Origin of the sequence: Pilimelia anulata (assembly GCF_014647895.1) — a bacterium.
In the GTDB taxonomy this organism is placed as follows: Bacteria; Actinomycetota; Actinomycetes; order Mycobacteriales; family Micromonosporaceae; genus Pilimelia; species Pilimelia anulata.
Window position 1 is genome coordinate 357,667 of the sequence record NZ_BMQB01000004.1, and the last position, 21,852, is coordinate 379,518.

Below are 21,852 nucleotides of genomic sequence, written 5' to 3' on the forward strand. Positions count from 1 at the left end.
CAGTACACGATTCCGCCACCCGCCGGGCAAGATGATGCCCATGACCGGGTACCCGTGGCCGATCGAGACGGCCACCCTCGACAACGGCCTGCGCGTGATCGTCAGCGAGGACCACCGGGCCCCGGTGGTCGGGGTGAACCTCTGGTACGACGTCGGCTCGCGGCACGAACCGGCGGGGCAGACCGGCTTCGCGCACCTGTTCGAGCACCTGATGTTCGAGGGCTCGGTGAACGTCGGCAAGACCGAGCACATGAAGATCGTCCAGGGCTCCGGCGGCACGCTGAACGCCACCACCAACCCCGACCGGACCAACTACTTCGAGAGCGTCCCCGCCGAGCACCTCGCGCTCATGCTCTGGCTGGAGGCCGACCGGATGGGCGGGCTCGTCCCCGCGCTCACCGCCGAGACGCTGGACAACCAGCGGGAGGTGGTGAAGAACGAGCGGCGGCAGCGGTACGAGGACGTGCCGTACGGCGACTTCTGGCTGCGGCTGCTGCCGCTGCTGTACCCGCCGGGGCACCCGTACCACCACGCCACCATCGGCTCGATGGCCGACCTGAACGCCGCCGCGCTGGAGGTGTTCCGCGACTTCCACCGCACGTACTACGTACCGCAGAACGCCGTGCTCACCGTCACCGGCGACAGCACCCCCGCCGAGGTGGTGGAGCTGGCCCAGCGGTACTTCGGCAACATCCCGCGCGGCGCCGACGTGCCGCCCGCGCCGGACGGGCGCGACCCCGCCCCGCTGGCCGGCCCGGTCCGGGACGAGGTCGTCGCCGACGTGCCCGCGCCGCGGGTGTACCTGGCCGTGCGCACCGCCCCGTTCGGCACCGAGGCGTACGACGCCGCCACCGTGCTCGCCGGCGTGCTCGCCGACGGCCGGGGCAGCCGGCTGTACCGGGAGCTGGCCGAGGGCCGGCGGCTGGCCCAGCCGGACTACCTGGCCGCGTACGGCGTCGACCTGGCCCACGCGCCCGCCCCGCTGATCCTCAGCGCCACCGCCCGGGCCGGCGTCGGCATCGACGAGCTGGAGGAGGGCCTGGTCGCCGTCGTCGACGAGGTGACCCGCACCGGCGTCACCGAGGACGAGGTGGCCCGCGCCCGGGCCCTGCTCACCACCGCCTGGTGGCGGCAGATGGAGACCGTCGCCGGCCGGGCCGACGTGCTCAGCCGGTACGCCCTGCAGTTCGGCGACCCGCGGCTGGCCGGCGACCGGCTGCCCGCCCGGCTCGCCGTGACCGCCGAGCGCGCCTCCGCGGTCGCCGCCGAGATCCTCGCGCCCGAGCGGCGCGCCACCATCCGCTACGTGCCCGAGGCCGCCCGCCGGGAGGAGACCGCATGACCACGCTGCTGACCGAGCGCCCCGGCCCCGGGGCGCCGCGCCCGTACACGTTCCCCGCGCTGACCCGGCTCGCCGTCGCCGGCGGCGAGGTCGTCGCCGCCCACCTGCCCGGCCAGCCGCTCGCGGTCGCCGCGCTGCTGCTCGACGCCGGCGCCGGCCGGGAGACCGCCGGCCGGGAGGGCGTCGCGGGCGTGCTGCTCAAGGCGCTGGAGGAGGGCACGGCCACCCGGGACGCCGCCGCGTACGCGCTCGCCCTGGAGGGCCTGGGCGCCGAGCTGGACACGCACGTCGACTGGGACTGCGCCGAGGTGAGCGTCACCGCGCCCGTCGAGCGGCTGCTCCCCGCGGCGGGCCTGCTCGCCGAGGCCGTCCGCACGCCGCGGCTGGACCCGGCCGACGTGGCCCGGGTCCGCGACGACGAGGCCGCCGCGCTGCGGATGCGCTGGGCCGGCCCCGGCCCGCGGGCGGACGCCATGCTGCGCGCCGCCCTGTTCGGCGACCAGCGGCCCGGCCGGCCGATCCACGGCGACCCGACCACCGCCGCCGCGCTCGCCGTCGAGGACGTCCTCGACCACCACCGGACCTGGCTGCACCAGCCCGGCGTGCTGCTCGTCGCCGGGGACCTGGACCGGCTCGACCTCCAGGCGCTCGGCGCGGTCGCGTTCGCCGGGACCGCCGGCGCCGTACCGCAGACCAGCGGGCTGATCGGCTCCGAGCTGGCCAGCGGCCGCCGGATCCTGCTGGTGGACCGGCCGGACTCGGTGCAGTCCACGCTCCGGCTCGGCCACCTCGGGCCGCACCGGGCGCACCCGGACCACGTACCGGTGCAGCTCGCCGGGACCGTGCTCGGCGGCGCGTTCACCTCCCGGCTGAACCACCTGCTGCGCGAGGTGCGCGGGTACACGTACGGCGTGCGCGGCGAGTTCGCCACCTCGCGCCGGTTCGGCCGGTTCACCGTCCGCGGCTCGGTGCAGACCGCGGCCACCGCCCCGGCGCTGGTCGACGCGGTCGGCGAGATCGTCCGGACCCGGACCGAGGGGGTCACCGAGGACGAGGTCGCGGTCGCCCGCTCGTGGCGGGCCGGGCAGCTCTCGGTCGAGTTGCAGACCGTGTCGTCGATCGCCGGCGTGCTGTCGTCCATCGTGGTGCACGGCCTGCCCGACGACCACGTGGTCCGGCAGCGGGAGAAGCTGCTCGCCGCGACCGCCGCGGACGTCTCCCCGGCCGCCGCGACCCACCTGCGCCCGGACGACCTGGTGCTGGTGGTGGAGGGCGACGCGGCCCGGATCCGGGCCGACCTCGTCGCCACGGGGCTGGGCGAGGTGGTCGACGTCGGCGCCGCCGCCGGGTAGCGCCGCGCGCCGGCGGTGCGCCGCGGGCGCCGCCCGCGGTGTCGTTGCCGGGCGCGGTGATCGCTCACTGTGCCCGGTCCGATGCCGACCGTCCGCACCGGACCCCGGATTCGCCTCCGCTATCGCCAGGAGCGGTGCGCAGTACCTATGATGCGGCGGCGCGCATTGATTCGCGCCGGTGGGCGTGGGCCGCGCACGGGCGCTCCCCGCCGGCGCGCGCCGGCCGGGTCGGTCCCCGCGAGGAGCGTATGGCAGTCGGCAACCGGTCGATCCGATCGAAGATCACCGCACTGGTGCTGACCCCGCTCGTCGCGGTGATGATGCTCTGGGGCTTCGCGCTCACCCTCACCGCCGGGCCCGCCATCAACCTGCTGCATTTCCGGACCGTCGCCCGGACCGTCGCCCAGCCCGCCGAGGTGCTCGTCACCGAGTTGCAGCGCGAGCGCCAGGTCTCGCTGATCTTCCTCGCCGGCCAGCGCCCGCTCGCCGCGCTGGACCGGCAGCGGCGGCAGACCGACGAGGCGGTCGCCGCGTTCCGCCGGCTGTCCGCCCTGCCCGGCGCCCGGGACGCGATGAACCCGCAGGCCCGGCACCGGGCCGACGAGCTGTTCCGGTCCGTCGCCGGGCTGCCGGCCAGCCGGACCCGGATCGACCGGCGGGAGACCGACCGGGTCGGGGCGCTGCGCGGGTACACCGCCGTCATCGACACCGCGTTCCGGCTGATGCCCGCGCTCACCGACGTCAGCGACGACGAGCTGGCCCGGCAGATGCGCACCCTCACCGACCTCGCCCGGGCCCGCGAGCTGCTCGCCCAGGAGGACGCGCTGGTCTCCGGGGCGCTGGTCGCCGGCCGGTTCGTCGACGGCGAGGCGAGCACCGTGAGCCAGCTCGTCGGGCTGCGCCGGCTGCTGTACACCGACGCGGTCGCGGCGCTGCCGGAGACCGGGCGGGCCGCGTACCGGACGCTCCAGGCGCTGCCCCAGTTCGAGGCGCTGCTGACGATGGAGGACCTGCTGGTCGACCGCGGCCGGACCGGCGACGCGCCGCCGGTCGACGGCCGGCAGTGGGCGGCCAACTACCGGGCGGTCGCCGACGCCGCCCGCGACTTCGAGGTCGGCCGGGCCCGCGCCGTCGCCGCCGCGGCCGAGCCGGTCGCCACCGACATCGTGCTGCGGCTCGCCATCGCCGGGCTGCTCGGGCTGCTCGCCGTCGTCGCCACCCTGCTGATCTCGGTCCGGATCGGCCGGTCGCTGGTCAACCGGCTCGGCCGGCTCCGGCACGCCGCCCTCGAACTGGCCGAGGAGCGGCTGCCCGATGTCGTCGCCCGGCTGCGCCGCGGCGAGGCCGTCGACGTCGACGCGGAGAGCCCGCCGCTGGGCGACGGCGCCGACGAGATCGGCGAGCTGGGGCACGCGTTCGGCGAGGTGCAGCGCACGGCCGTCCGGGCCGCGGTGGACGAGGCGGCGTACCGCAAGGGCACCGCGGACGTGTTCCTCAACATCGCCCGGCGCAGCCAGACCCTGCTGTACCGGCAGCTCGCCCTGCTGGACCGGATGGAGCGGGAGACCACCGAGCCCGCCGCGCTGGCCGACCTGTTCCGGGTCGACCACCTGGCCACCCGGCTCCGCCGGCACGCCGAGGACCTGGTGATCCTCGCCGGGGCGCCGCCCGGCCGCGGTTGGCGGGACCCGGTGCCGCTGGTCGACGTGCTGCGCGGCGCGGTCTCCGAGGTGGAGGACTACGCCCGGGTGGACGTCCGCGCGGTACCGCCGGCGGCCGTCGTCGGGCGGGCCGTCTCCGACGTCATCCACCTGCTCGCCGAGCTGGTCGAGAACGCCACCGTCTTCTCCCCGCCGCAGAGCCGGGTGCTGATCAGCGCGCAGGCGGTACCGGCCGGGATCGCCGTCGAGATCGAGGACCGGGGGCTCGGCATGCCCGCCGAGGCGCTCGCCGAGTGGAACCGGCAGCTCGCCGCGCCGCCCGCGTTCGACCCGGCGGCCAGCGCCCGGCTCGGCCTGTACGTGGTCGCCCGGCTGGCCGTGCGGCACGCGATCCCGGCGCAGTTGCGGCCCTCGCCGTACGGCGGGGTGACCGCGGTGGTGCTGCTGCCCGCGGCGCTGGTGGTGACCGACGAGGCCGGGCTGGCCGCGGCGCACCGGTCGGCCGGCCGCCGGCCGGGCCGGCTGCGCGCGGTGCCGCCGGCCGCCGAGCCGGCGCCGGCCGGGCGCCCGGCCGGCGCGCGCCGCCGGTCGGACCGCGACCTGCCGGCGGTGGCCGACGGGCGGGCCGCGACGGCCTGGGCGCCGCCGCCCGGCGCGGCCCGGCCGCGGACGGTCGCGCACGTCGGCGCGGGCGCGGTCGGGCCGCCGGTGACGCCCGGCGCCGACCGGGCCCGGTCGATCCCGGCGCCGCGCCCGCCGACCGACCCGCCGCCGGTACCCCGGGTGACCGCCGCGGGCGGGGACCCGCCGTCCGGATCGGACGACGGGGGCGACCCGGGGCTGTCGCTCGACGGGCTGCCGCGGCGGATCCGGCAGGCCAGCCTCGCGCCGCAGCTCCGCGGCGCCGGCGCCGACCCCGCCCCGGCCGCCCCGGCCGCGCCCGCCGCCCCACCGGCGGACGGGCGGCCGCCGGCGGAGATTCGGCGGATGATGAGCGAACTACAGGCGCAGACGCGGCGGGGGCGGGCCGAAGGGTCGACCGGGGCGGCGCGCGCGGCTACGGTGGCGGCGCGGCCCGACGACACGCACGACGGTCCGCCGTCGGCGTCCGGAGTGGAGGGGAGCGGGTAGTGGGGTTGCCGGGCAAGGAGTTGGACTGGCTCCTCGACGACCTGCTGGCCAGGGTGCCGGGCTGCGAGCACGCGGTCGTCCTCTCGGCCGACGGGCTGCTGATCGGCGCGTCCGCCGGGCTCAGCCGGGACAGCGGCGAGCACCTCGCCGCGATGGCGTCCGGCTTCGCCAGCCTGGCCCGCAGTGCCAGCCGGCACTTCGGCGCCGGGCAGGTGCGGCAGACGCTGATCGAGATGGACGACGCGTTCTTCTTCGTCACCGCCGCCGGCCCGGGCGCGTGCCTGGCCGTGCTGACCAAGGCGGACGCCGACATCGGGCTGGTGGCGTACGAGATGGCGATGCTGGTGGCCCGGGTCGGCCCGGACCTGTCGGCGACGGCCCGACCCGCCCCGGCGGCGGAGGCCGGCGATGGGCGTTAACGAGCGCCCCTCGGCCTGGTGGGACCGCGACGCGGGACCGGTGGTCCGCCCGTACGCGATGACCGGCGGCCGGGTCCCGGCGGCCCGGCGGTTCGACGTGGTGGCGCTGGTGCGGGCGGTGCCGATGGGCGGCGCCCTGCCGACGGACCTCCAGCCGGAGCACCGGGACATCCTCGCCGCCGCCCGTACGCCGATCACGGTGGCCGACCTGGCCGCCGAACTGGACCTGGCGCTCGGCGTCGTCCAGGTCCTCCTCAACGACCTGGCCGGCCAGGAGTTGATCTGCCTGCACGAGCCGGGGCGCGCCGCGGCGCTGCCGGACGAGAACGTACTCAAGGCGGTGGTCAATGGATTACGCGCACTCTGACCGCGCCGTGCCGCTGGCGCTCAAGATCCTCATCGCCGGCGGCTTCGGTGTCGGGAAGACCACGCTGGTCAGCGCGGTGAGCGAGATCCGGCCGCTGCACACCGAGGAGGTGCTCACCTCGGCCGGGGTCGACACCGACGACGTCTCCGGCGTCGAGCAGAAGACCACGACGACGGTGGCGATGGACTTCGGCCGGATCTCGGTCGGCTCGGACATCGTGCTGTACCTGTTCGGCACCCCCGGCCAGGACAGGTTCTGGTTCCTCTGGGACGAACTGGCCCACGGCGCGCTCGGCGCGGTGGTGCTGGCCGACACCCGCCGGCTGGCCGACTGCTTCCCGTCGGTGGACTACTTCGAGCGCCGGGGCACCCCGTTCCTGGTCGCGGTCAACTGCTTCGACGGCGAGCAGCGGTTCGCCACCCAGGCGGTGCGCAACGCGCTCGACCTCGACCCGGACGTCCCGGTGGTGCTCTGCGACGCCCGCGACCGGCGGTCGAGCAAGGACGTCCTGATCACCCTCGTCGAGCACGTGATGGACCAGGTGGCGCGCCACCCCGCGCCGGCGGACGCCGCGGGTCCTCGCTAGTCGGGCCCGGATCCGTCAGGATCCGGGGGTGACTTCCGCGGTGCGCCGGGCGTACAGCGCCGGCGTCCTCGTCGTGCTGGCGGCGCTGGACAACGTCGTGATCGGCCTCGTGCCGCCGCTGTACTCGCCGATCGCCGGGGCGCTGGGCGTGCCCGAGGCGGCGATCGGGGTGACGACGGCGGCGACGTACCTGGTCACGGCCGGCTCGGCGGTCGGCTGGGCGTACCTGGGGGACCGGTGGCGGCGCCGCCCGCTGCTGGTCGTCGGCACGCTCGGCTGGACGGCCGGCGCGCTCGGCACCGCCGCCGCGGGCGGCCTGCCCGGCTTCGTCGCCGCGCAGTTGCTCACCGCGCTGGGCCTCGGGGCGATCAGCGTGGTCGGCTTCAGCGCGGTCAGCGACCTGGTCGGCCCGCGCCGGCGCGGGCTGCTGCTGGCGCTGTGGGGGCTGTCGCAGGGCCTGGGCCTGCTGGTCGGCACGGTACTCAGCGGGGTGCTGGGGGCGCGCGACTGGACGGCGCCGTTCCTGCTGCTGGCGGCCGTGGGCGCGGTCGCCGCCGCGGCGTACCTGGGCACCGCCGACGTGCCCCGCGGCGGCGCCGAGCCGGCCCTGGCGCCGCTGTTCGCCGCCGGTGCGGGGTACGAGTACCGGATCCGCCCCGGCGACCTGCGGGTGATCACCGCCCGCCGGACGAACCGCTGGCTGATCCTGCAGGGCCTGACCGCCCAGGCGGCGTTCGGGTCGCTCGTCTGGCTGCCCCGGCTGTTCCAGGCCCGGGCGGAGGAGCAGGGGCTGGACCGGCCGACCGCGATCGTCGTCGGCAGCGTGCTGGCGGCGCTGTTCCAGCTCGGCGGGGCGCTGTCGCTGGTCGGCGGGCTGGTCGGGGACCGGGTGCAGGGCCGCCGGCCGGGCGGGCGGGCGCTGGTGGCGGGGGTCGGGGTGCTCGCCGCGGTGCCGCTGTACGTGATCCTGTTCCTGCTGCCGGTGCGGATCCCGGCGCCGTCGGGGGACGGCGCGGGGGCGGTCCTGCGGGCGGTGGTCGGCGGGGCGCTGACCTCGCCGGGGGTGGCGGCGGCGCTGCTGCTGGCGCTGGTCGCGGCGGGGCTGACGGCGGCGAACGCGCCGAACTGGTTCGCGCTGATCGCGGACGTGAACCCGCCCGAGCACCGGGGGACGGTGTACTCGCTGGGGAACCTCGTCAACGGGGTCGGGCGGGCCGGCGGGACGGCGCTGGCGGCGGTGGTGTTCCGGGCCGTGGCGGGGGCGTTCCCGCCGCCGCTGTCGTACGCGGTCGGGCTGGCGCTGTGCCAGTTGATGTTCCTGCCGACGGGGTGGATGTTCCTGCGGGCGGCGCGGACGGCGCCGGGGGACGCGGCGGCGGTGGCGGGGTTGCTGGCGGAGCGGGGGCACGCGGCCGGCCCGGCCAACAGGCCGGCCACGTGAGTTCTGGTTTCTTGCCGGGGGTCCGCCGGGGCGCGGGGGCGTTCGCTGCGGGGCGCGGGGGCGTTGGCTACGGGCGGGACGGGGCGGCGGGTGCCCCGGCAGGGGCGGTCAGGCTTGATCCCCTGCCGGGGCACCCGCCGCCCCGTCCCTCGCGTGCTGCCCTGACTTGCGGTCTTGCGGCTTGCGTATTTGCGGTTCTTGCGGTGGTCGTGCGCCGGGATGGTGCTTCTCTGACCGCTGTTGCTTTCTTCAAGAGACGCGGCTGTGTTCTGCGGTGGGGGCGGCCATGGCGGCGGCCAGGGAGACCTGGCGGAGGCTCCAGGCCGTGTCGGCGCCGGTACCGGGCTCGCGGCCCACCTCGAACTCCTCCTCGGTCATGGCCTGCAGGGCCGAGAAGGCCATGCCGATCAGGGCGGCCGCGGCCAGCAGGGTGATCGGGACCAGCAGCGAGAACGGGTTGATGCCGTCGACCGGGGCCGGGTCGCGGGAGAGCTGGACGTGCACCGCGGCCATGCCGGTGTAGTGCATGCCGCACACGGCGATCGCCATGACGGTCGCGGCGGCGAGGATCGGCCCCCAGCCCCTGACGACCGTGGTGAACCACAGGGCCGCGGTGGCGGCGACGACGGCGATCAGGCCGGAGACGGCGACCAGGCCGAAGTCGAACTCCATCACGCCGGCCAGCCGGACGCCGGCCATGCCGGTGTAGTGCATACCGAGGACGCCGAGGCCGGTGAACAGGCCGCCGCTGAGGATGCGCGGCAGCGAGGTGTGCTTCCAGCCGACCAGGAACAGGCCCACGCCGACCGGCACGACGCCCAGCACCATGCTGAGCAGGGTCAGCCAGGGGTCGAACCGGACCGGGCTGGCCGGCACCTCGAAGCCGAGCATGGCCATGAAGTGCATGAGCCAGATGCCGGTGCCGCCGATCGCGGTGGCGGCGATGAGCAGCCAGCGGGTGCGCCGGCCGCGGGTGCGCGAGTCCCGCGCCCTGGCCGTGCAGACGAGGCCGAGGAGCGACCCGAGGAACGCCATGAGGAAGGCGACGACGGGCGTGAACCAACCGTAAGTGAAGTGGTGAATCTCGGCCATGGTGGACACCTCAGTGAAGGGTAGAGGTCGGGGGTCCGGGCACACGTCAGTGCGATGTGGACGCTGCGAATTCAGCCATAGGGGCGGGTGCGATCGTCGCACATAAAGTGCGGCTCACGGCAAATGTGGGCCAAGTCATTGATGTCCGTGATGCATGGTCGCCGGACGGGGGAGGCCGTTTGTCCAGGTCACCCCGGTCATTCGGACAGGAACAACGAAACGGCGATCGCGGTATCGTACTTTCGGGTGGAAGTTATTCAGCTCTTTGGCTACCGTGGGGAGGCCACCACGTCGACGCACCCCGGCACGGCCGGGAGGGGGTGCGCGGCGGCGGCAGCCCGGGGAGGACCCGCTGATGGCCATGCCCGACAGCAGCACACGGGACCGGCGCGCCGCCATCGACGAGGGCCAGCGGCACGCGGCGCGGCGGCTCGACCTGCTGGCCTCGCTGCCCGAGCGGCACCCGTCCCGGGCGTCCGTCCGGGCCGAGGTGATCGAGGCGTGGCTCCCGCTGGCCCAGCACCTCGCCGGCCGCTTCGCCGGCCGCGGCGAGCCGGTCGACGACCTCGTCCAGACCGCCACGATCGGTCTGATCAAGGCCGTGGACCGGTTCGACCCGGATCGGGGCGTGGACTTCGCCGGGTACGCGATACCGACCATCGTCGGCGAGATCAAGCGGTACTTCCGCGACCGCACCTGGGACGTCCGGGTACCGCGCCGGCTGCAGGAGCTGCGGCTGGCGATCTCCGAGGCCACCGCCACGCTCCAGCAGGACCTCGGCCGTTCGCCCACCGTCGCCGACCTGGCCGGGCGGATCGGGGTCAGCGAGGAGGAGGTGCTGGAGGGCCTGGAGGGGGCGCGGGCGTACAACGCGGTCTCGCTGTCCACGCCGGCCAGCGACGGCGACCGGGCCACCGAGCTGGGCGAGATGATCGGCGCCGAGGACGACGGCTTCGAGGTGACCGAGCTGCGGGTGGCGCTCGGCCCCGCACTGGCCACACTGGACCGGCGCGAGCAGCGCATCCTGGTGCTCCGGTTCTACGGCAACCTCACCCAGTCGCAGATCGCCGCCCGGATCGGCGTTTCCCAGATGCACATCTCCCGGCTGCTGGCCCGGGCGCTGGTGCGGCTGCGCGGTCAACTGGCCGAGTGACCCGCGTCTCGATCGACGTTTACCGATCCGCGCGCGCGGGCAAAGACGGGCGCATGGACGTACTACTTTGGTTGCTCGCGGTGGTTCTGGTCGTCTCCGGCGTGGTGGCGCTCCTGCGCAGTCAGCTCCTCTGGGGCATCGTGCTGATCATTCTCGGACTGCTCGTGGGTCCGGGTGGGGTGAGTCTGTTCACCTGATGGTGGGCGGGCCGGCGCGAGCCGGCGGCGTGCCTGCGGGCCCGCCGCCGGCTCTCGTCGTTCGTGCGCCCGGACCGCCCGCGGCCCGGCGCCGGCGGCGTTTCCCGGGCGGCACCGACCGGGTAGGACACCACAAGGGGTGAACCGTGCGGCCGGCGGCCCCGTACACCCGGACGTGACATGCGTCGCATTGCCACGTTCGCAGGAGGTGTTGTGCCGATCACCGACACAGCTATAAACCGGGCAAAAGAGTGTTCTGTGGGGCGGTTTGCCCCAGTGCGACCGGCAGTCCCGGGCAGTGGACACCCGACTCTCAGCCGCCGCACAGCCACCCATGGCACGGTCGAGATCAGGCAGGCGGAATCACGGAGCGGGGTCACCCGTTGATAAGGCCGAGGGCGCTGACGGCGTGGCGACCGGGGGAGGACCAGATGAGCGAGCAGACCCCGCAGGCACCGCGGACCATCACGAACACCAGCGAGGGGATCGTGGAGACTCCAGAGAAGACGACCACCACCACCCTGCGTACCGACGAGGTTGCCGAGGAGCGCGACCTGGTCGGCGTGTATCTGCATGAGATCTCTCGCACACCGCTGCTCGATGCCGTCCAAGAGGTCGATCTGGCCAGGGCCATCGAGGCCGGCCTGTACGCCGACCACCTGCTCGAACGCGGGCGCAGCAAGCACGGCGCCACCGAGGAGGAGCTGGACGCCCTGGTCGCGGCCGGCGAGCGGGCCAAGGACCTGTTCATCCGGGCCAACCTGCGGCTGGTCGTCTCGATCGCCCGCCGGTACGTCCGCAGCGGCATGCCCATGCTGGACCTGATCCAGGAGGGCAACACCGGCCTGGTCCGGGCCGTGGAGAAGTTCGACTACGAGCGCGGGTTCAAGTTTTCCACGTACGCGACGTGGTGGATCCGGCAGGCGATCAGCCGGGCCATCGCCCAGCAGGAGCGCACCGTCCGGCTGCCCGTGCACCTGGTCGAGGACGTCAACCGGATGCGCAGCGTGACCCGGCAGCTCGTCCGGGAGCTGGGCAACGACCCCGAGCCCGAGCAGGTGGCGACCGCGCTGGGCGTGACCGTGGACCGGGTGCGCGAGCTGATGCGCTGGTCCCAGGACACGGTCTCGCTGGACACCCCCATCGGCGACGACGGCGACACCAACCTCGGCGACCTGGTCGCCGACAGCGACGCGCCGTCGCCGGAGGAGCTGGTCCTCTCGGCGCTGGAGCGGCAGCGGGTCGACCAGCTCCTGCACCAGCTCGACGACCGGTCCGCGGGCATCATGCGGGCCCGGTACGGGCTGGAGGACGGCCGGGAGCACTCGCTCACCGAGGTCGCCTCGCGGTTCTCGCTCTCCCGGGAGCGGATCCGCCAGTTGGAGATCCAGGCGCTCGGCCGGCTGCGCGAGCTGGCCCGCGCCGAGGGCCTGCGGGCCGCCTGACCGCCGGCACCGCCCGACCGACGCCGATCACGACCGCCGACCGACCACCGCCGACCGATAACGACAGTGGCGCCGCCCCACCGGGGCGGCGCCACTGTCGTTATCGGCCCGGCCGGCTCAGGGGCGGCCGTAGCCGTCGATGCTCATCATGCCGACCGGGGAGATCTTCACCGACTCGCCGTACGTCGGGGCGTGGATCACCTTGCCGCCGCCGACGTACACGCCGACGTGGCTCTGGCCGTTGTAGAACACCAGGTCGCCGGCGGCGAGGGCGGAGCGGTCGACTCTGGCCATCCCGTTCCACTGCATCCGGGCGTTGTGCGGCAGGCTGCGCCCGGCCTGGCGCCAGGCGGCCATCGTGAGGCCCGAGCAGTCGTACCCGCCGGGGCCGGCGCCGCCGAACTGGTAGGGCTTGCCGATCGCGCCGTACGCGAACGACACCACCGCCCCGGCGCGGCCGGACACCTTGGGCACCTTGCCCCGGTATCCGCCGCCGCCGGAGGTCTCGGTGCCGTACACCCTGCGGCGCAGCGCGTAGAAGTCGTCGAGGTCGGCCTCGATCTTCTCCTTGCGCTTGCCCAGGTCGCTCAGCTTGAGTTGCTGCCGGGCGGCCTCGGTGGCGAGCCGCTGATTGTCGGCCGCGTACGTCCGGGAGGCGGTGGTGAGATCGCTCACCCTGGCCTGCCGGCGCTGGGTGAGCTGGTCGATGACGCCGAGCCGGCGCAGCATGCTGTCGCCGTCCGGGTCGCTGAGCAGGGCGCTGGCCTGCTGGAGGTTGCCGACCTTGTACGTGGCCGACGCCGCCTGGGCGAAGTCGGCGCGGGCGGTCTCGACCTGCTTGGCCAGGCCGGGCATCCGCTTGGTCAGCTCGGCCACCCGCTTCTGGGTGGCCCTGAGGTCCTCGCGGGCCTCGTTGTAGTCCTCGGTCACCTGCTTGAGCACGGCGGACTGCTTGGTGATCTTCTGCTGCAGCTCGGCCTTGCTCGGGTCGGCGTGCGCGGGCGGTACCGCCGTGACGGCGCCGGCCAGCGCACCGGCGAGCAGGGCGCCGGTGAGGGCGCGCCGGGAGAGGGGTCGGGGGTGCACGTGGGCCACGGGAAGGAATCCTTATCGGGCTGTGCGACCGGCCGGGCCGGACGTGGGCCCGGCACCGCTGCGGGGTGCGCGGCGGCTGACGACCGGGCCGGTAAGTCGCAAACGTAGCTTGCACCCGGCCGACCGGCCAGGGTCGGGAGTACCGCCGGCCATGACCCGATCCGGTGAATTCCCGCCCAACATGGACACCCCGTGACGGGGTAAATGCTTACCGTGTAACGGTTGTCAGCCAACCGCTGCCGGTGCCGGATCGGCGGCCCGGGCCCTCGTGCTGACCACGTGCTCCGCCCAGAACGAGACAAACGGGATAGTTCCGGCAAGCATCACGAGCGCCATCAGCTTCAGGCTCCACTTCGCCCGGCGGCCGAGGTCGAACACGGCGATCAGGTACAGCATGTACAGGAAGCCGTGCGCCGGCCCCACGGTCTCGACGATCACCGGCTCGTCGGCCAGGTACTTCAGCGGCATCCCGACGACGACGAGCGCGATCAGCACGACGCCGACGACGTACGCGATCGCCCGGTACCGCAGCAGTGCACCCGCCATGACGCTCTCCCTCGTCCCGGCTCGGCCGGGGGTAGTCTCTCGCCCCGGCTCAGCCGGGGTAATCCGCCGGGCGGGCGCCGGGGTGGGCGGCCAGCCAGGCCAGGTAGTCGTTGTACGCCGCCAGCGCCGGGTCCGCGGCCGGCTCGCCGGCGGGGGCCGGCCCGGCGGGCCGGGCGGCGACCACCGGCGGGCGGAACCCGGCCGCGCGGTCGCGCGGCGGCGCGGCGGCCGCGCCCGGCCGCAGGGCGAGCTTGACCTCGCGCCACCAGAGGAGCACCACGAAGCCGGCGAAGATCGGCCACTGGACGGTGTACGCCCAGCTCAGCGCGTTGCCCGACGACGCCCGGCCGAACTGCCACCAGCCCAGGCCGAGGAACGCCGGCACCAGGACCGCGACCAGCCCGTGCCGGGCCAGCCAGGCGGGGGTGAGCAGGCGCCGCATGGCTCCGAGGGTAGCCCGCGGGCGCCCCCGGGCCGGGGCCGGGGTTTCGGGCGGGCGGCGGGCGGGCAGGCGGGGGGTACGGCCGAGCCCGGAGGTGCGCGATGGCGGAGTTGGTGGACGAGGGGATCGACCCCGGGCAGCTCAGCGAGGACGACCTGCTGCGCGAGCTGCGCAGCCTGCACCGCACCCGGCTGGACACGCTGCGGCACGGCGCCCGGCATGCGCTGACCAACCACCTGCGCCGGACCGCCGACCTGGAGGCCGAGTACCTGGCCCGGCACCCCGCCCGCGAGGTCGACCCGCACCGCCTGCGCGATGGCTGAGCGCCGGCCCGGCGCGCGGGCGGGCCGGCGGCGGGCTCAGCGGCCCCGGTGCTCGCCGACGGCGTCGGCGTGGCCCCAGCGGCCCGGCACGCCGCGGATCGCCAGGTGCCCGATCCGGTCCGGCAGGAACGGGTCCACGTGCAGCCCGGTCTCCTCGGTCGGCTCCAGGCCCAGCATGACCCGCAGCAGAAGCAGCGGGGCGCCGGTCGCCCACGCCTGCGGCGAGCACGCGGTCGGGTAGATGACCGGGACCTCGGTGGACCGGCGCGGGTACCCGGCGAACGCCTCCGGCAGCCGGAAGCCGACGTGCCGGGCCGCCTCCAGCAGCCCCACGGCCAGCCGGTTGGCCTCCTCCCGGCGCCCGTACCGGTACAGGCCCGCCGCCACCAGCGACGTGTCGTGCGGCCAGACCGTGCCGTTGTGGTACTCGATCGGGTTGTACGGCCGCTGCCCCTCGGCGAGCGTCCGCACCCCCCAGCCGGTGAACAACTGCTCGCCGCACAGGTGGGTGGCGAGCGCGCCGACCCGCTCGTCCGGCACGATGCCGCTCCACAGCAGGTGGCCGATGTTCGAGGTGAGCGTGGCCACCGGCTTCTTGTCGCCGTCCAGGGCGAGGGCGTAGTAGCCGTGCTCGGGCAGCCAGAACTTCTCGTCGAACCGGCGCCGCAGCCTGTCGGCGTCGGCGTCCAGGGCGTCGGCGTACGCCGGGTCGTTCCAGTACAGCCGGGCCAGCCGGGCGGTCCGGCGCAGCGCGTCGTAGCAGTACCCCTGGATCTCGCAGGTGGCGATCGGCGTGCGGGCGATCGTCGCGTCCGGGTGGACGATCGAGTTCCACGAGTCCTTCCAGCACTGGTTGTCCAGGCCGATGCCGGGGTTGCGGGTCTCGTACTCGACGAAGCCGTCGCCGTCCAGGTCGCCGTACCGCTCGATCCAGGTCACCGCGGCCCGGGCGGCGTGCTCCAGCGCGCGGACGGTCTCGGCGTCGCCGGTCCACCGCTCGTACTCGTCCAGCACGATCAGGAACAGCGGGGTCGAGTCGGCGGCCCCGTAGTACGGCGACTGCGGCCGCTCGCCGAAGTGCGCCATCTCGCCCAGCCGCAGCTCGTGCAGGATCTTGCCCGGCTCGGCGTCGCGCATGTCGTCCACGGCGGTGGCCTGCTGGGCGGCGAGCGCGCGCAGGGTGGTCCGGGCCAGCTCGGGGACGAACGGCAGCACCTGGTAGCTGGTGATCAGGCTGTCCCGCCCGAACACCGCCATGAACCAGGGCAGCCCGGCCGCCGGCAGCGACGCCGACCGGTCCGGGTACGGGTAGAAGCGCAGCGCGGCCAGGTCGATGATGCTGCGCCGGTACGTGGCCTTCAGGTCGGTCCAGTCGGTCTCGATCCGCGGGGCGGCGGCGAGCCACTGCGGCAGCGAGGCGGGCATGTCGGGGGAGTGGGCGCGCTTGGGCAGCGGCCGCTCCTCCTCCAGTGCCACGTCGACCTCGATGACGCCCTGCCAGGTCTCGTTCGGGCCGAGGCTGAGCCGGAACGTCAGCGACTCGTCGGTGAAGTACGCCCCCGGCGCCCGCAGGTGCGTCTCCCGGACGTAGTCGTCCCGTCTGTACCCGAGTGTGAGGGTGTCCACCTTCTGCACCCGGTACGACATGCCCTTCTTGTTCAGGCCGTCCTTGACCTCGAAGATGTCGGCGAAGTCGGCGTCGAACAGGAAGCTCAGCTCCAGCCGGACCGCCTCGTTGCCGTGGTTCTGGAGTTCGATCTCCTCGCGCATCCCGCGGGCCACCTCGCGCCGGCGGATGACCGACAGCGACGGGTTCCGGTAGATCGTGCCGGTGGGTTCGACCAGGAAGAAGGCGGCCTCGTCGTACTCGATCGTCTTGGCCGACAGGACGTCGAGCTTGCGCCCGTTGAGCCGCAGCTCCCAGCGCGACAGGTGCCGCATGTCCCGGTAGAACAGGCCGACGGCGGCGTCCGCGCCGGCGCGGAAGTCGCCCCGGCGGTCGCAGACGACGAAGGCGCTCCCCTGCAGGATGCTGATCGTTTGATCGGGCACGGCTCCTCCTGGCGGCCGGGGGCGGTCCGTACTACTTCATACCTTGCCGTGCAGCCCCATTCGGGCCAAGTGCCCATTTCGGGGATCTGGCTCAGTGCACCCCGGAATTCAGCATATTTTGAGGTTTGTCAGCCGAGTCCGGGGGGACGGCTGCGCCAGGAGGTGTCCAAATGGAGACGGAAGCCGACACTCGCCCGTTGCGGATCGCCATGGTCGCCCCACCCTGGTGCGAGGTGCCGCCCGCCGGCTATGGCGGCCTGGAGCAGGTACTGGCCCACCTCGTCGACGCGCTCGTGGACCAGGGTCACGACGTTACCCTGTTCGGCGCGGGGGAGCGGTCCACGACCAAGGCGCGCTTCGTCAGCACCGGCCCCATCCAGTACGACCGGATGAACTGGGCACTGCCCGAACTGGACCACATCGTCCGGGTGAACGAGATGCTCGACCGCGGCCGGTTCGACGTCGTGCACGACCACACCAACGTCGGCCCGCTGACCGCCGGCCAGCGCCGGATGCCCACGGTGGTCACCGTCCACAACCTGCCCCGCGGCCAGCTCGCGTCGTACCTGTCCCGGCTGGACCGCCGGATCGCGCTGGTGGCCATCTCGTACGCCCAGCGCCGGCTCGCCCCGCAGCTCCCGTGGTCGGCGGTCGTGCACCACGGCATGCCGGTCACCGGCACCACCCGCACCAGGCCCGGCGACGGACCGGCCCTGTGGCTGGCCCGGTTCTGCCCGGACAAGGCGCCCGAGCTGGCGATCGAGGCGTGCCGCCGCGCGGGCGTCCCGCTGGTGCTCGCCGGCAAGTGCCTGGAGCCCGGCGAGCAGCGGCACCTGGAAGAGGTCGTCCGCCCGCTGCTGCACGACGACGTCGAGCTGGTCATCAACGCCGAGCGGGCGGTGACCGCGGAGCTGACCGCGCGCGCCCGCTGCATGATCCTGCCGATCCGCTGGGAGGAGCCGTTCGGCATGGTGCTGATCGAGGCGATGGCCGCCGGTACGCCGGTGGTGGCCCTCGGCCGCGGCGCCGTCCCCGAGGTGGTGGAGCACGGCGTGACCGGCTTCGTCTGCCGCGAGCCGGAGGAGCTGGCCGACGCCCTGCGCCGGATCGACGAGATCGACCCGCGGGCGTGCGTGGCGCACGTCCGGCAGCGCTTCTCGCCCGCGCAGATGGCCCGCGGGTACGAGCACGTGTACCGCTGGTCCCGCCGCCGCACCCGCCCGGTGGACCCGCTGGCCGACCTGCGGGTGGCGCTCGACACCCCGACGCGCGAGCCGGCCTGACCGGCGGCACCGGCATGTGGGGGTTCGTGGCCGCGCACAGCCGCGGCGTCCTGACCACGCTCAAGCGCGACGGCCGCCCGCAGCTCTCGGTCGTCGACTACTGCTTCGACCCGGTGACCGGGCTGCTGCGCAGCTCGGTCACCGACGGCCGGGCGAAGGTCGCCAACCTCCGCCGCGACCCGCGGGCGAGCCTGTGCGTCCTCGCCCCGGACCTCGGCGCGTACGTCGTCGCCGAGGGCACGGCCACCTTCTCGGCGGTCGCCGCGCACCCGGACGACGCCGCGGCCGACGAGCTGGTCGAGGTCTACCGCGCGATCCGCGGCGACCACCCCGACTGGCCGGAGTACCGCGCGGCCATGGTCACCGACCACCGCCTCGTCCTCCGCCTGACCCTCACCCGCACCTACGGCCACGCCACCTGACCCGTACCCGCAAGCACCACCCACCCGCGCCGCACGACCCAGCCGAGCAGCGACCGTAGGGCCGAGCAGCGACCCGTGGGAAAGCCGACCGGGACGGACCCTCGCCCCTCCCACCCCCACGCCACGGAGCCCGCAATACTCCACCCGCCGCAGCGGGCCGCCGAAGTCAGCCCAGCGCCGCCTCGGCGTCCAGCGTCACCGCCGCGGCGTGCACGACCGAAGCGATCCGCAGCGCCTCGTGCACCTGCTCCCGCGACAGCCCCGCACCCCGCACGGCCTTCTCGTGCGACTCCAGGCAGGCCCCGCACCCCGTCACCGCGGACACCGCCAGGCACCACAGCTCGAAGTCGGCCTTGTCCACCCCGGCCTCGCGCGGCGCCGTGGCGATCGCCTGCATCCGCAGCCGCGCCGGGATGGTCGCGTACGCCTCGTCCCCGATGAGGTGCTTGGCCCGGTAGTAGATGTTGTTCATCGCCATGACCGCGGCCGCGGCCTTCGCCGCCGTCACGACCTCCGGCCCGATCACGGTCGCGGCCTCGTCGGCGACCGCCCGCAGCACCGCGGCGTTGCGCGCGGCCACCGCGCACGCCAACGCTGACCCCCACGCCTGCGCGGGGGTCAGCGTCGTCGCGTCGAGGACGGCACCGAGGTTGAGCTTGGTGTCCCTGGCGTACGCCGGCAGCGCCGCCCGGATGCCGTCGAGCGCCATGGTCAGCCGGCCAGCAGCGCGGTGGCGTCGAGCGTGTCGCCGCCCTTGTTCCAGTTGCACGGGCACAGCTCGTCGGTCTGGAGCGCGTCCAGGACCCGCAGCACCTCGCCGACGTTGCGGCCGACCGAGCCGGCGGTGACCATGGCGAACTGGATCTCGTTGTTCGGGTCGACGACGAAGGTGGCGCGCTGGGCGACGCCGTCCTCGCCGAGGATGCCGCACGCCTCGGCCAGCTCGCGCTTGAGGTCCGAGAGCATCGGGTACGGCAGGTCGCGCAGGTCCGGGTGCGCCTTGCGCCAGGCGTGGTGCACGTACTCGTTGTCGGTGGAGACGCCCAGCACCTGCGCGTCCCGGTCGGCGAATTCCTCGTTCAGCCGGCCGAACTCGGCGATCTCGGTCGGGCAGATGAAGGTGAAGTCCTTCGGCCAGAAGAAGACGACGCGCCACTTGCCTTCGTACTTCTTGTTGTCGATCTTCTCGAAGGCGTTCTCCGCGTCGAGCGAGACGCAGGCGGTCAGGTCGTACTCCGGGAAGTGGTCACCGACGGTCAGCACTGGGCTTCTCCTAGTAGCAACTTGCGGGTGGGCGTGCGAACAACCGAGTGTGACCGTAGCCGGGCGCACCGGCGAGTCCCCAGAAGAGTGCCGTGTGAAAGCAGTCACCGGGTGTGGCCCGATTGGCGGACGGCGCGATTGGGTATCGGCGGCCGTACGTGTTACAGACCCGGAGGTAGACATGCGGTTCAGCCGATCCCATACGACGATCAGTGTCTTCCTCGTGATCTGGCTGCTCATCGGCGTGCTCGCGGCCGCGCAGCGCGGCTACTTCTCCCGCAGCAACGCGAGCTGCGCCAAGCTGAGTGCCACAGCGCTCACGATCATCGCCGGCCCGCTCAACTACGTCGGCGCGAACCCGGCCATCACCTGTCGGCTGCCCGAGCCGTCGCAGTGACCGTCGGGATCGGATGACCCGGCCCGACCCGGGCCCCCATCCGGCCGCATCGCCGGCCGGACGCGGGGTCCGGGTCGGTCCGCGTACACAGGGTGAACGGGTGGCCGGCGAGCCTTTGTGGACGGTTCGTCCGACGCACGCGTGATCGTCACGCAGGGAAGTTCCAATTTCACGGCGAGTTGCCAACGGCGGCTCGCCGTAGGCATCCCCCGCCTGATTGGAGCCCCCATGGATCGTCGTCACCTGCTGCGCAGCGCCGTGGTCACCGGCGGTGCCGCCACCCTCGGCTTCAGCCTGCCGGCCCGCGCGCTGGCGTACCCGGCGCTGCCCGGCGCCAGCCCGTACGGCGCGGTCGGCGCCGCCGACGCCCGCGGGATCAAGCTGCCCGCCGGGTTCACCAGCCGGATCGTCGCGCGGTCCGGCCAGACCGTCGCCGGCACCGGGTACACCTGGCACAACACCCCGGACGGCGGCGCCTGCTTCGCCGACGGCAGCGGCTGGATCTACGTCAGCAACGCCGAGAACTCCAGCCCGAACGGCAAGGTCAGCGCCCTGCGCTTCAACAGCTCGGCGACGATCACCGCCGCGTACGCGATCGGCTCCGGCATGGCCCGCAACTGCTCCGGCGGCACGACCCCGTGGAACACCTGGCTGACCTGCGAGGAGGTGGACAACGGGTACGTGTACGAGACCGACCCGTGGGGCGTCAACGCCAAGGTGCAGCGGCCGGCGATGGGCCGGTTCAACCACGAGGCGGCGGCGTGCGACCCGGTGCGCAACGTCGTGTACCTGACCGAGGACAAGCCGGACGGCGGCTTCTACCGGTACGTCCCGACCGCGTGGGGCAGCGCGAGCGCGCTGGCCAGCGGCACTCTCCAGGTGCTCAAGCAGGTCGGCGGCGTGCTGTCCTGGGCCACCGTGCCGGACCCGGACGGCTCGCCGACCGCGACCCGGTACCAGGTCGCCGGGATGAAGGTGTTCAACGGCGGCGAGGGCGCGTACTACCGCAACGACAGGTGCTACTTCACCACCAAGGGCGACAACAGGGTCTGGGTGTACGACGCGGCGGCGAACACCGTGCAGACGGTCTACGACGACAACGTGCCCGGCGCGATGCTGACCGGCGTCGACAACGTGACCGGCGACGCGCACGTCGGCGACCTGTACGTCTGCGAGGACGGCGGCAACATGGAGATCTGCCTCATCACGCCGGGCGACGTGGTGGCGACATTCCTCCAGGTGACCGGGCAGAGTTCGTCGGAGATCTGCGGGGTGGCGTTCAACCCGGCGGGCAGCCGGATGTACTTCTCCTCGCAGCGCGGGACGACCGGCGCGGGGACGGGCGGGATCACGTACGAGATCTCCGGGCCCTTCCGCACCTCGCTCTAGCGGCGCGCGGCGCCCCCGCCCGCGTCGGCCGCGGCCTGCGCGTCGAGGCGGGCGAGGGCGTCCGGCCAGCCGACCGGCAGCGCGCCGGCCGGCACGGCCCAGTGGGTGAAGGTGACGCGGCGCATGGCGGGCGCGAGCGCGGCCATGGTGCCGCGGTGCGGTGCGGCGCGGGCGTACCGGTACAGGGCGTCGCGGCTCTCCCACGCCGACAGGGTGAGGAACGTGCGGCGCAGCGGGCGGGCGACCAGGGTCGCGCCGAGCGCGCCGGGCGCCCGGCGCACCTGCCGCCAGACGCCGGCCGTGTGCCGCAGGAACAGCAGGCCGTGCCACCACGAGCGGACCTCGAAGCGGGACGCCATCACGTACGCGGTCGCGGCGGGGTCGGGCGGGCGGACGGTGGTCCAGGGGAGCGTCGGCACGGCACTGGCCTCCTCATTATGGGTAGTGGCACTAT

At 74.2% G+C, this 21,852-nt stretch carries 23 protein-coding genes; 15 read left to right on the forward strand and 8 right to left on the reverse strand.

Annotated elements, in window-relative coordinates:
- Window positions 1-34 precede the first annotated feature (34 nt).
- The 7 genes from IEY94_RS11805 to IEY94_RS11835 all read left to right on the forward strand — a co-directional run bounded on the left by IEY94_RS11805 (window position 35) and on the right by IEY94_RS11835 (window position 8,299).
- Entirely contained in the window at window positions 35-1,342 is a 1,308-nt protein-coding gene (locus tag IEY94_RS11805; RefSeq protein ID WP_189170270.1) for a M16 family metallopeptidase, read from the forward strand.
- On the forward strand, window positions 1,339-2,694 hold the full coding sequence (locus tag IEY94_RS11810) for a M16 family metallopeptidase (RefSeq protein ID WP_189170150.1): 1,356 nt from the start codon (window positions 1,339-1,341) through the stop codon (window positions 2,692-2,694). Before IEY94_RS11805 ends, IEY94_RS11810 begins: the two co-directional genes overlap by 4 nt.
- A gap of 248 nt (window positions 2,695-2,942) precedes the next feature.
- Window positions 2,943-5,486, forward strand: a complete 2,544-nt coding sequence (locus tag IEY94_RS11815) for a sensor histidine kinase (protein ID WP_189170151.1) — start codon at window positions 2,943-2,945, stop codon at window positions 5,484-5,486.
- The gene (locus IEY94_RS11820; protein ID WP_189170152.1) at window positions 5,486-5,905 is read left to right on the forward strand and encodes a roadblock/LC7 domain-containing protein; all 420 of its coding nucleotides are present in this window, start codon (window positions 5,486-5,488) and stop codon (window positions 5,903-5,905) included. Before IEY94_RS11815 ends, IEY94_RS11820 begins: the two co-directional genes overlap by 1 nt.
- Window positions 5,895-6,272: a DUF742 domain-containing protein gene (locus IEY94_RS11825; protein ID WP_189170153.1), complete on the forward strand. Its 378-nt coding sequence runs from the start codon at window positions 5,895-5,897 to the stop codon at window positions 6,270-6,272. Before IEY94_RS11820 ends, IEY94_RS11825 begins: the two co-directional genes overlap by 11 nt.
- Window positions 6,253-6,858: a GTP-binding protein gene (locus IEY94_RS11830; protein WP_189170154.1), complete on the forward strand. Its 606-nt coding sequence runs from the start codon at window positions 6,253-6,255 to the stop codon at window positions 6,856-6,858. Before IEY94_RS11825 ends, IEY94_RS11830 begins: the two co-directional genes overlap by 20 nt.
- A gap of 28 nt (window positions 6,859-6,886) precedes the next feature.
- Window positions 6,887-8,299: an MFS transporter gene (locus IEY94_RS11835; protein WP_229783650.1), complete on the forward strand. Its 1,413-nt coding sequence runs from the start codon at window positions 6,887-6,889 to the stop codon at window positions 8,297-8,299.
- 249 nt (window positions 8,300-8,548) lie between these two features.
- Here the strand turns inward: IEY94_RS11835 and IEY94_RS11840 are convergent, their stop codons facing one another.
- Window positions 8,549-9,391: an MHYT domain-containing protein gene (locus tag IEY94_RS11840; RefSeq protein WP_189170155.1), complete on the reverse strand. Its 843-nt coding sequence runs from the start codon at window positions 9,389-9,391 to the stop codon at window positions 8,549-8,551.
- 361 nt (window positions 9,392-9,752) lie between these two features.
- On the opposite strand from IEY94_RS11840, the gene IEY94_RS11845 reads away from it, so the two are divergent.
- The 3 genes from IEY94_RS11845 (at window position 9,753) to IEY94_RS11855 (ending at window position 12,186) form a co-directional block, all read left to right on the forward strand.
- Window positions 9,753-10,544 (forward strand): SigB/SigF/SigG family RNA polymerase sigma factor, encoded by a 792-nt coding sequence (locus IEY94_RS11845; protein ID WP_229783715.1) that lies wholly within the window; start codon window positions 9,753-9,755, stop codon window positions 10,542-10,544.
- A gap of 53 nt (window positions 10,545-10,597) precedes the next feature.
- The gene (locus IEY94_RS11850; protein WP_189170157.1) at window positions 10,598-10,741 is read left to right on the forward strand and encodes a GPGG-motif small membrane protein; all 144 of its coding nucleotides are present in this window, start codon (window positions 10,598-10,600) and stop codon (window positions 10,739-10,741) included.
- Window positions 10,742-11,172: 431 nt separating this feature from the next.
- Window positions 11,173-12,186, forward strand: a complete 1,014-nt coding sequence (locus IEY94_RS11855) for a sigma-70 family RNA polymerase sigma factor (protein ID WP_189170158.1) — start codon at window positions 11,173-11,175, stop codon at window positions 12,184-12,186.
- Between the two features lie 117 nt (window positions 12,187-12,303).
- On the opposite strand, the gene IEY94_RS11860 is transcribed toward IEY94_RS11855, so the two are convergent.
- The 3 genes from IEY94_RS11860 to IEY94_RS11870 all read right to left on the reverse strand — a co-directional run bounded on the left by IEY94_RS11860 (window position 12,304) and on the right by IEY94_RS11870 (window position 14,269).
- On the reverse strand, window positions 12,304-13,281 hold the full coding sequence (locus tag IEY94_RS11860; protein WP_189170159.1) for a C40 family peptidase: 978 nt from the start codon (window positions 13,279-13,281) through the stop codon (window positions 12,304-12,306).
- A 225-nt stretch (window positions 13,282-13,506) separates the two neighbouring features.
- Window positions 13,507-13,827 carry a DUF3817 domain-containing protein gene (locus tag IEY94_RS11865; protein WP_189170160.1) on the reverse strand — a complete coding sequence of 107 codons (321 nt, stop codon included), beginning with the start codon at window positions 13,825-13,827 and terminating at the stop codon, window positions 13,507-13,509.
- A 49-nt stretch (window positions 13,828-13,876) separates the two neighbouring features.
- Complete coding sequence (locus tag IEY94_RS11870; protein WP_189170161.1) at window positions 13,877-14,269, reverse strand: hypothetical protein; 393 nt, start codon at window positions 14,267-14,269, stop codon at window positions 13,877-13,879.
- A gap of 101 nt (window positions 14,270-14,370) precedes the next feature.
- Here IEY94_RS11870 and IEY94_RS11875 point away from each other — a divergent pair, with 101 nt between their 5' ends.
- Complete coding sequence (locus IEY94_RS11875) at window positions 14,371-14,592, forward strand: DUF6158 family protein (RefSeq protein WP_189170162.1); 222 nt, start codon at window positions 14,371-14,373, stop codon at window positions 14,590-14,592.
- A 36-nt stretch (window positions 14,593-14,628) separates the two neighbouring features.
- On the opposite strand, the gene IEY94_RS11880 is transcribed toward IEY94_RS11875, so the two are convergent.
- Window positions 14,629-16,644, reverse strand: coding sequence for an amylo-alpha-1,6-glucosidase (locus IEY94_RS11880; RefSeq protein ID WP_189170163.1), 2,016 nt, complete (start codon window positions 16,642-16,644; stop codon window positions 14,629-14,631).
- 170 nt (window positions 16,645-16,814) lie between these two features.
- Here IEY94_RS11880 and IEY94_RS11885 point away from each other — a divergent pair, with 170 nt between their 5' ends.
- Both IEY94_RS11885 and IEY94_RS11890 read left to right on the forward strand, forming a co-directional pair.
- Window positions 16,815-17,927, forward strand: a complete 1,113-nt coding sequence (locus IEY94_RS11885) for a glycosyltransferase family 4 protein (RefSeq protein WP_189170164.1) — start codon at window positions 16,815-16,817, stop codon at window positions 17,925-17,927.
- A 14-nt stretch (window positions 17,928-17,941) separates the two neighbouring features.
- Window positions 17,942-18,349, forward strand: coding sequence for a PPOX class F420-dependent oxidoreductase (locus IEY94_RS11890; RefSeq protein ID WP_189170165.1), 408 nt, complete (start codon window positions 17,942-17,944; stop codon window positions 18,347-18,349).
- 166 nt (window positions 18,350-18,515) lie between these two features.
- Here the strand turns inward: IEY94_RS11890 and ahpD are convergent, their stop codons facing one another.
- Window positions 18,516-19,058: an alkylhydroperoxidase, AhpD family gene (gene ahpD / locus IEY94_RS11895; protein ID WP_189170166.1), complete on the reverse strand. Its 543-nt coding sequence runs from the start codon at window positions 19,056-19,058 to the stop codon at window positions 18,516-18,518.
- A 2-nt stretch (window positions 19,059-19,060) separates the two neighbouring features.
- Window positions 19,061-19,612 (reverse strand): peroxiredoxin, encoded by a 552-nt coding sequence (locus IEY94_RS11900; protein ID WP_189170167.1) that lies wholly within the window; start codon window positions 19,610-19,612, stop codon window positions 19,061-19,063.
- A 181-nt stretch (window positions 19,613-19,793) separates the two neighbouring features.
- Between IEY94_RS11900 and IEY94_RS11905 the strand changes: the two genes are divergently transcribed.
- Both IEY94_RS11905 and IEY94_RS11910 read left to right on the forward strand, forming a co-directional pair.
- Window positions 19,794-20,009, forward strand: a complete 216-nt coding sequence (locus IEY94_RS11905) for a hypothetical protein (RefSeq protein ID WP_189170168.1) — start codon at window positions 19,794-19,796, stop codon at window positions 20,007-20,009.
- A 228-nt stretch (window positions 20,010-20,237) separates the two neighbouring features.
- Entirely contained in the window at window positions 20,238-21,398 is a 1,161-nt protein-coding gene (locus tag IEY94_RS11910; protein ID WP_189170169.1) for an alkaline phosphatase PhoX, read from the forward strand.
- On the opposite strand, the gene IEY94_RS11915 is transcribed toward IEY94_RS11910, so the two are convergent.
- On the reverse strand, window positions 21,395-21,817 hold the full coding sequence (locus tag IEY94_RS11915) for a DUF3291 domain-containing protein (protein WP_189170170.1): 423 nt from the start codon (window positions 21,815-21,817) through the stop codon (window positions 21,395-21,397). The two genes, IEY94_RS11910 and IEY94_RS11915, sit on opposite strands and share 4 nt — an antisense overlap.
- Between the last annotated feature and the right edge of the window lie 35 nt (window positions 21,818-21,852).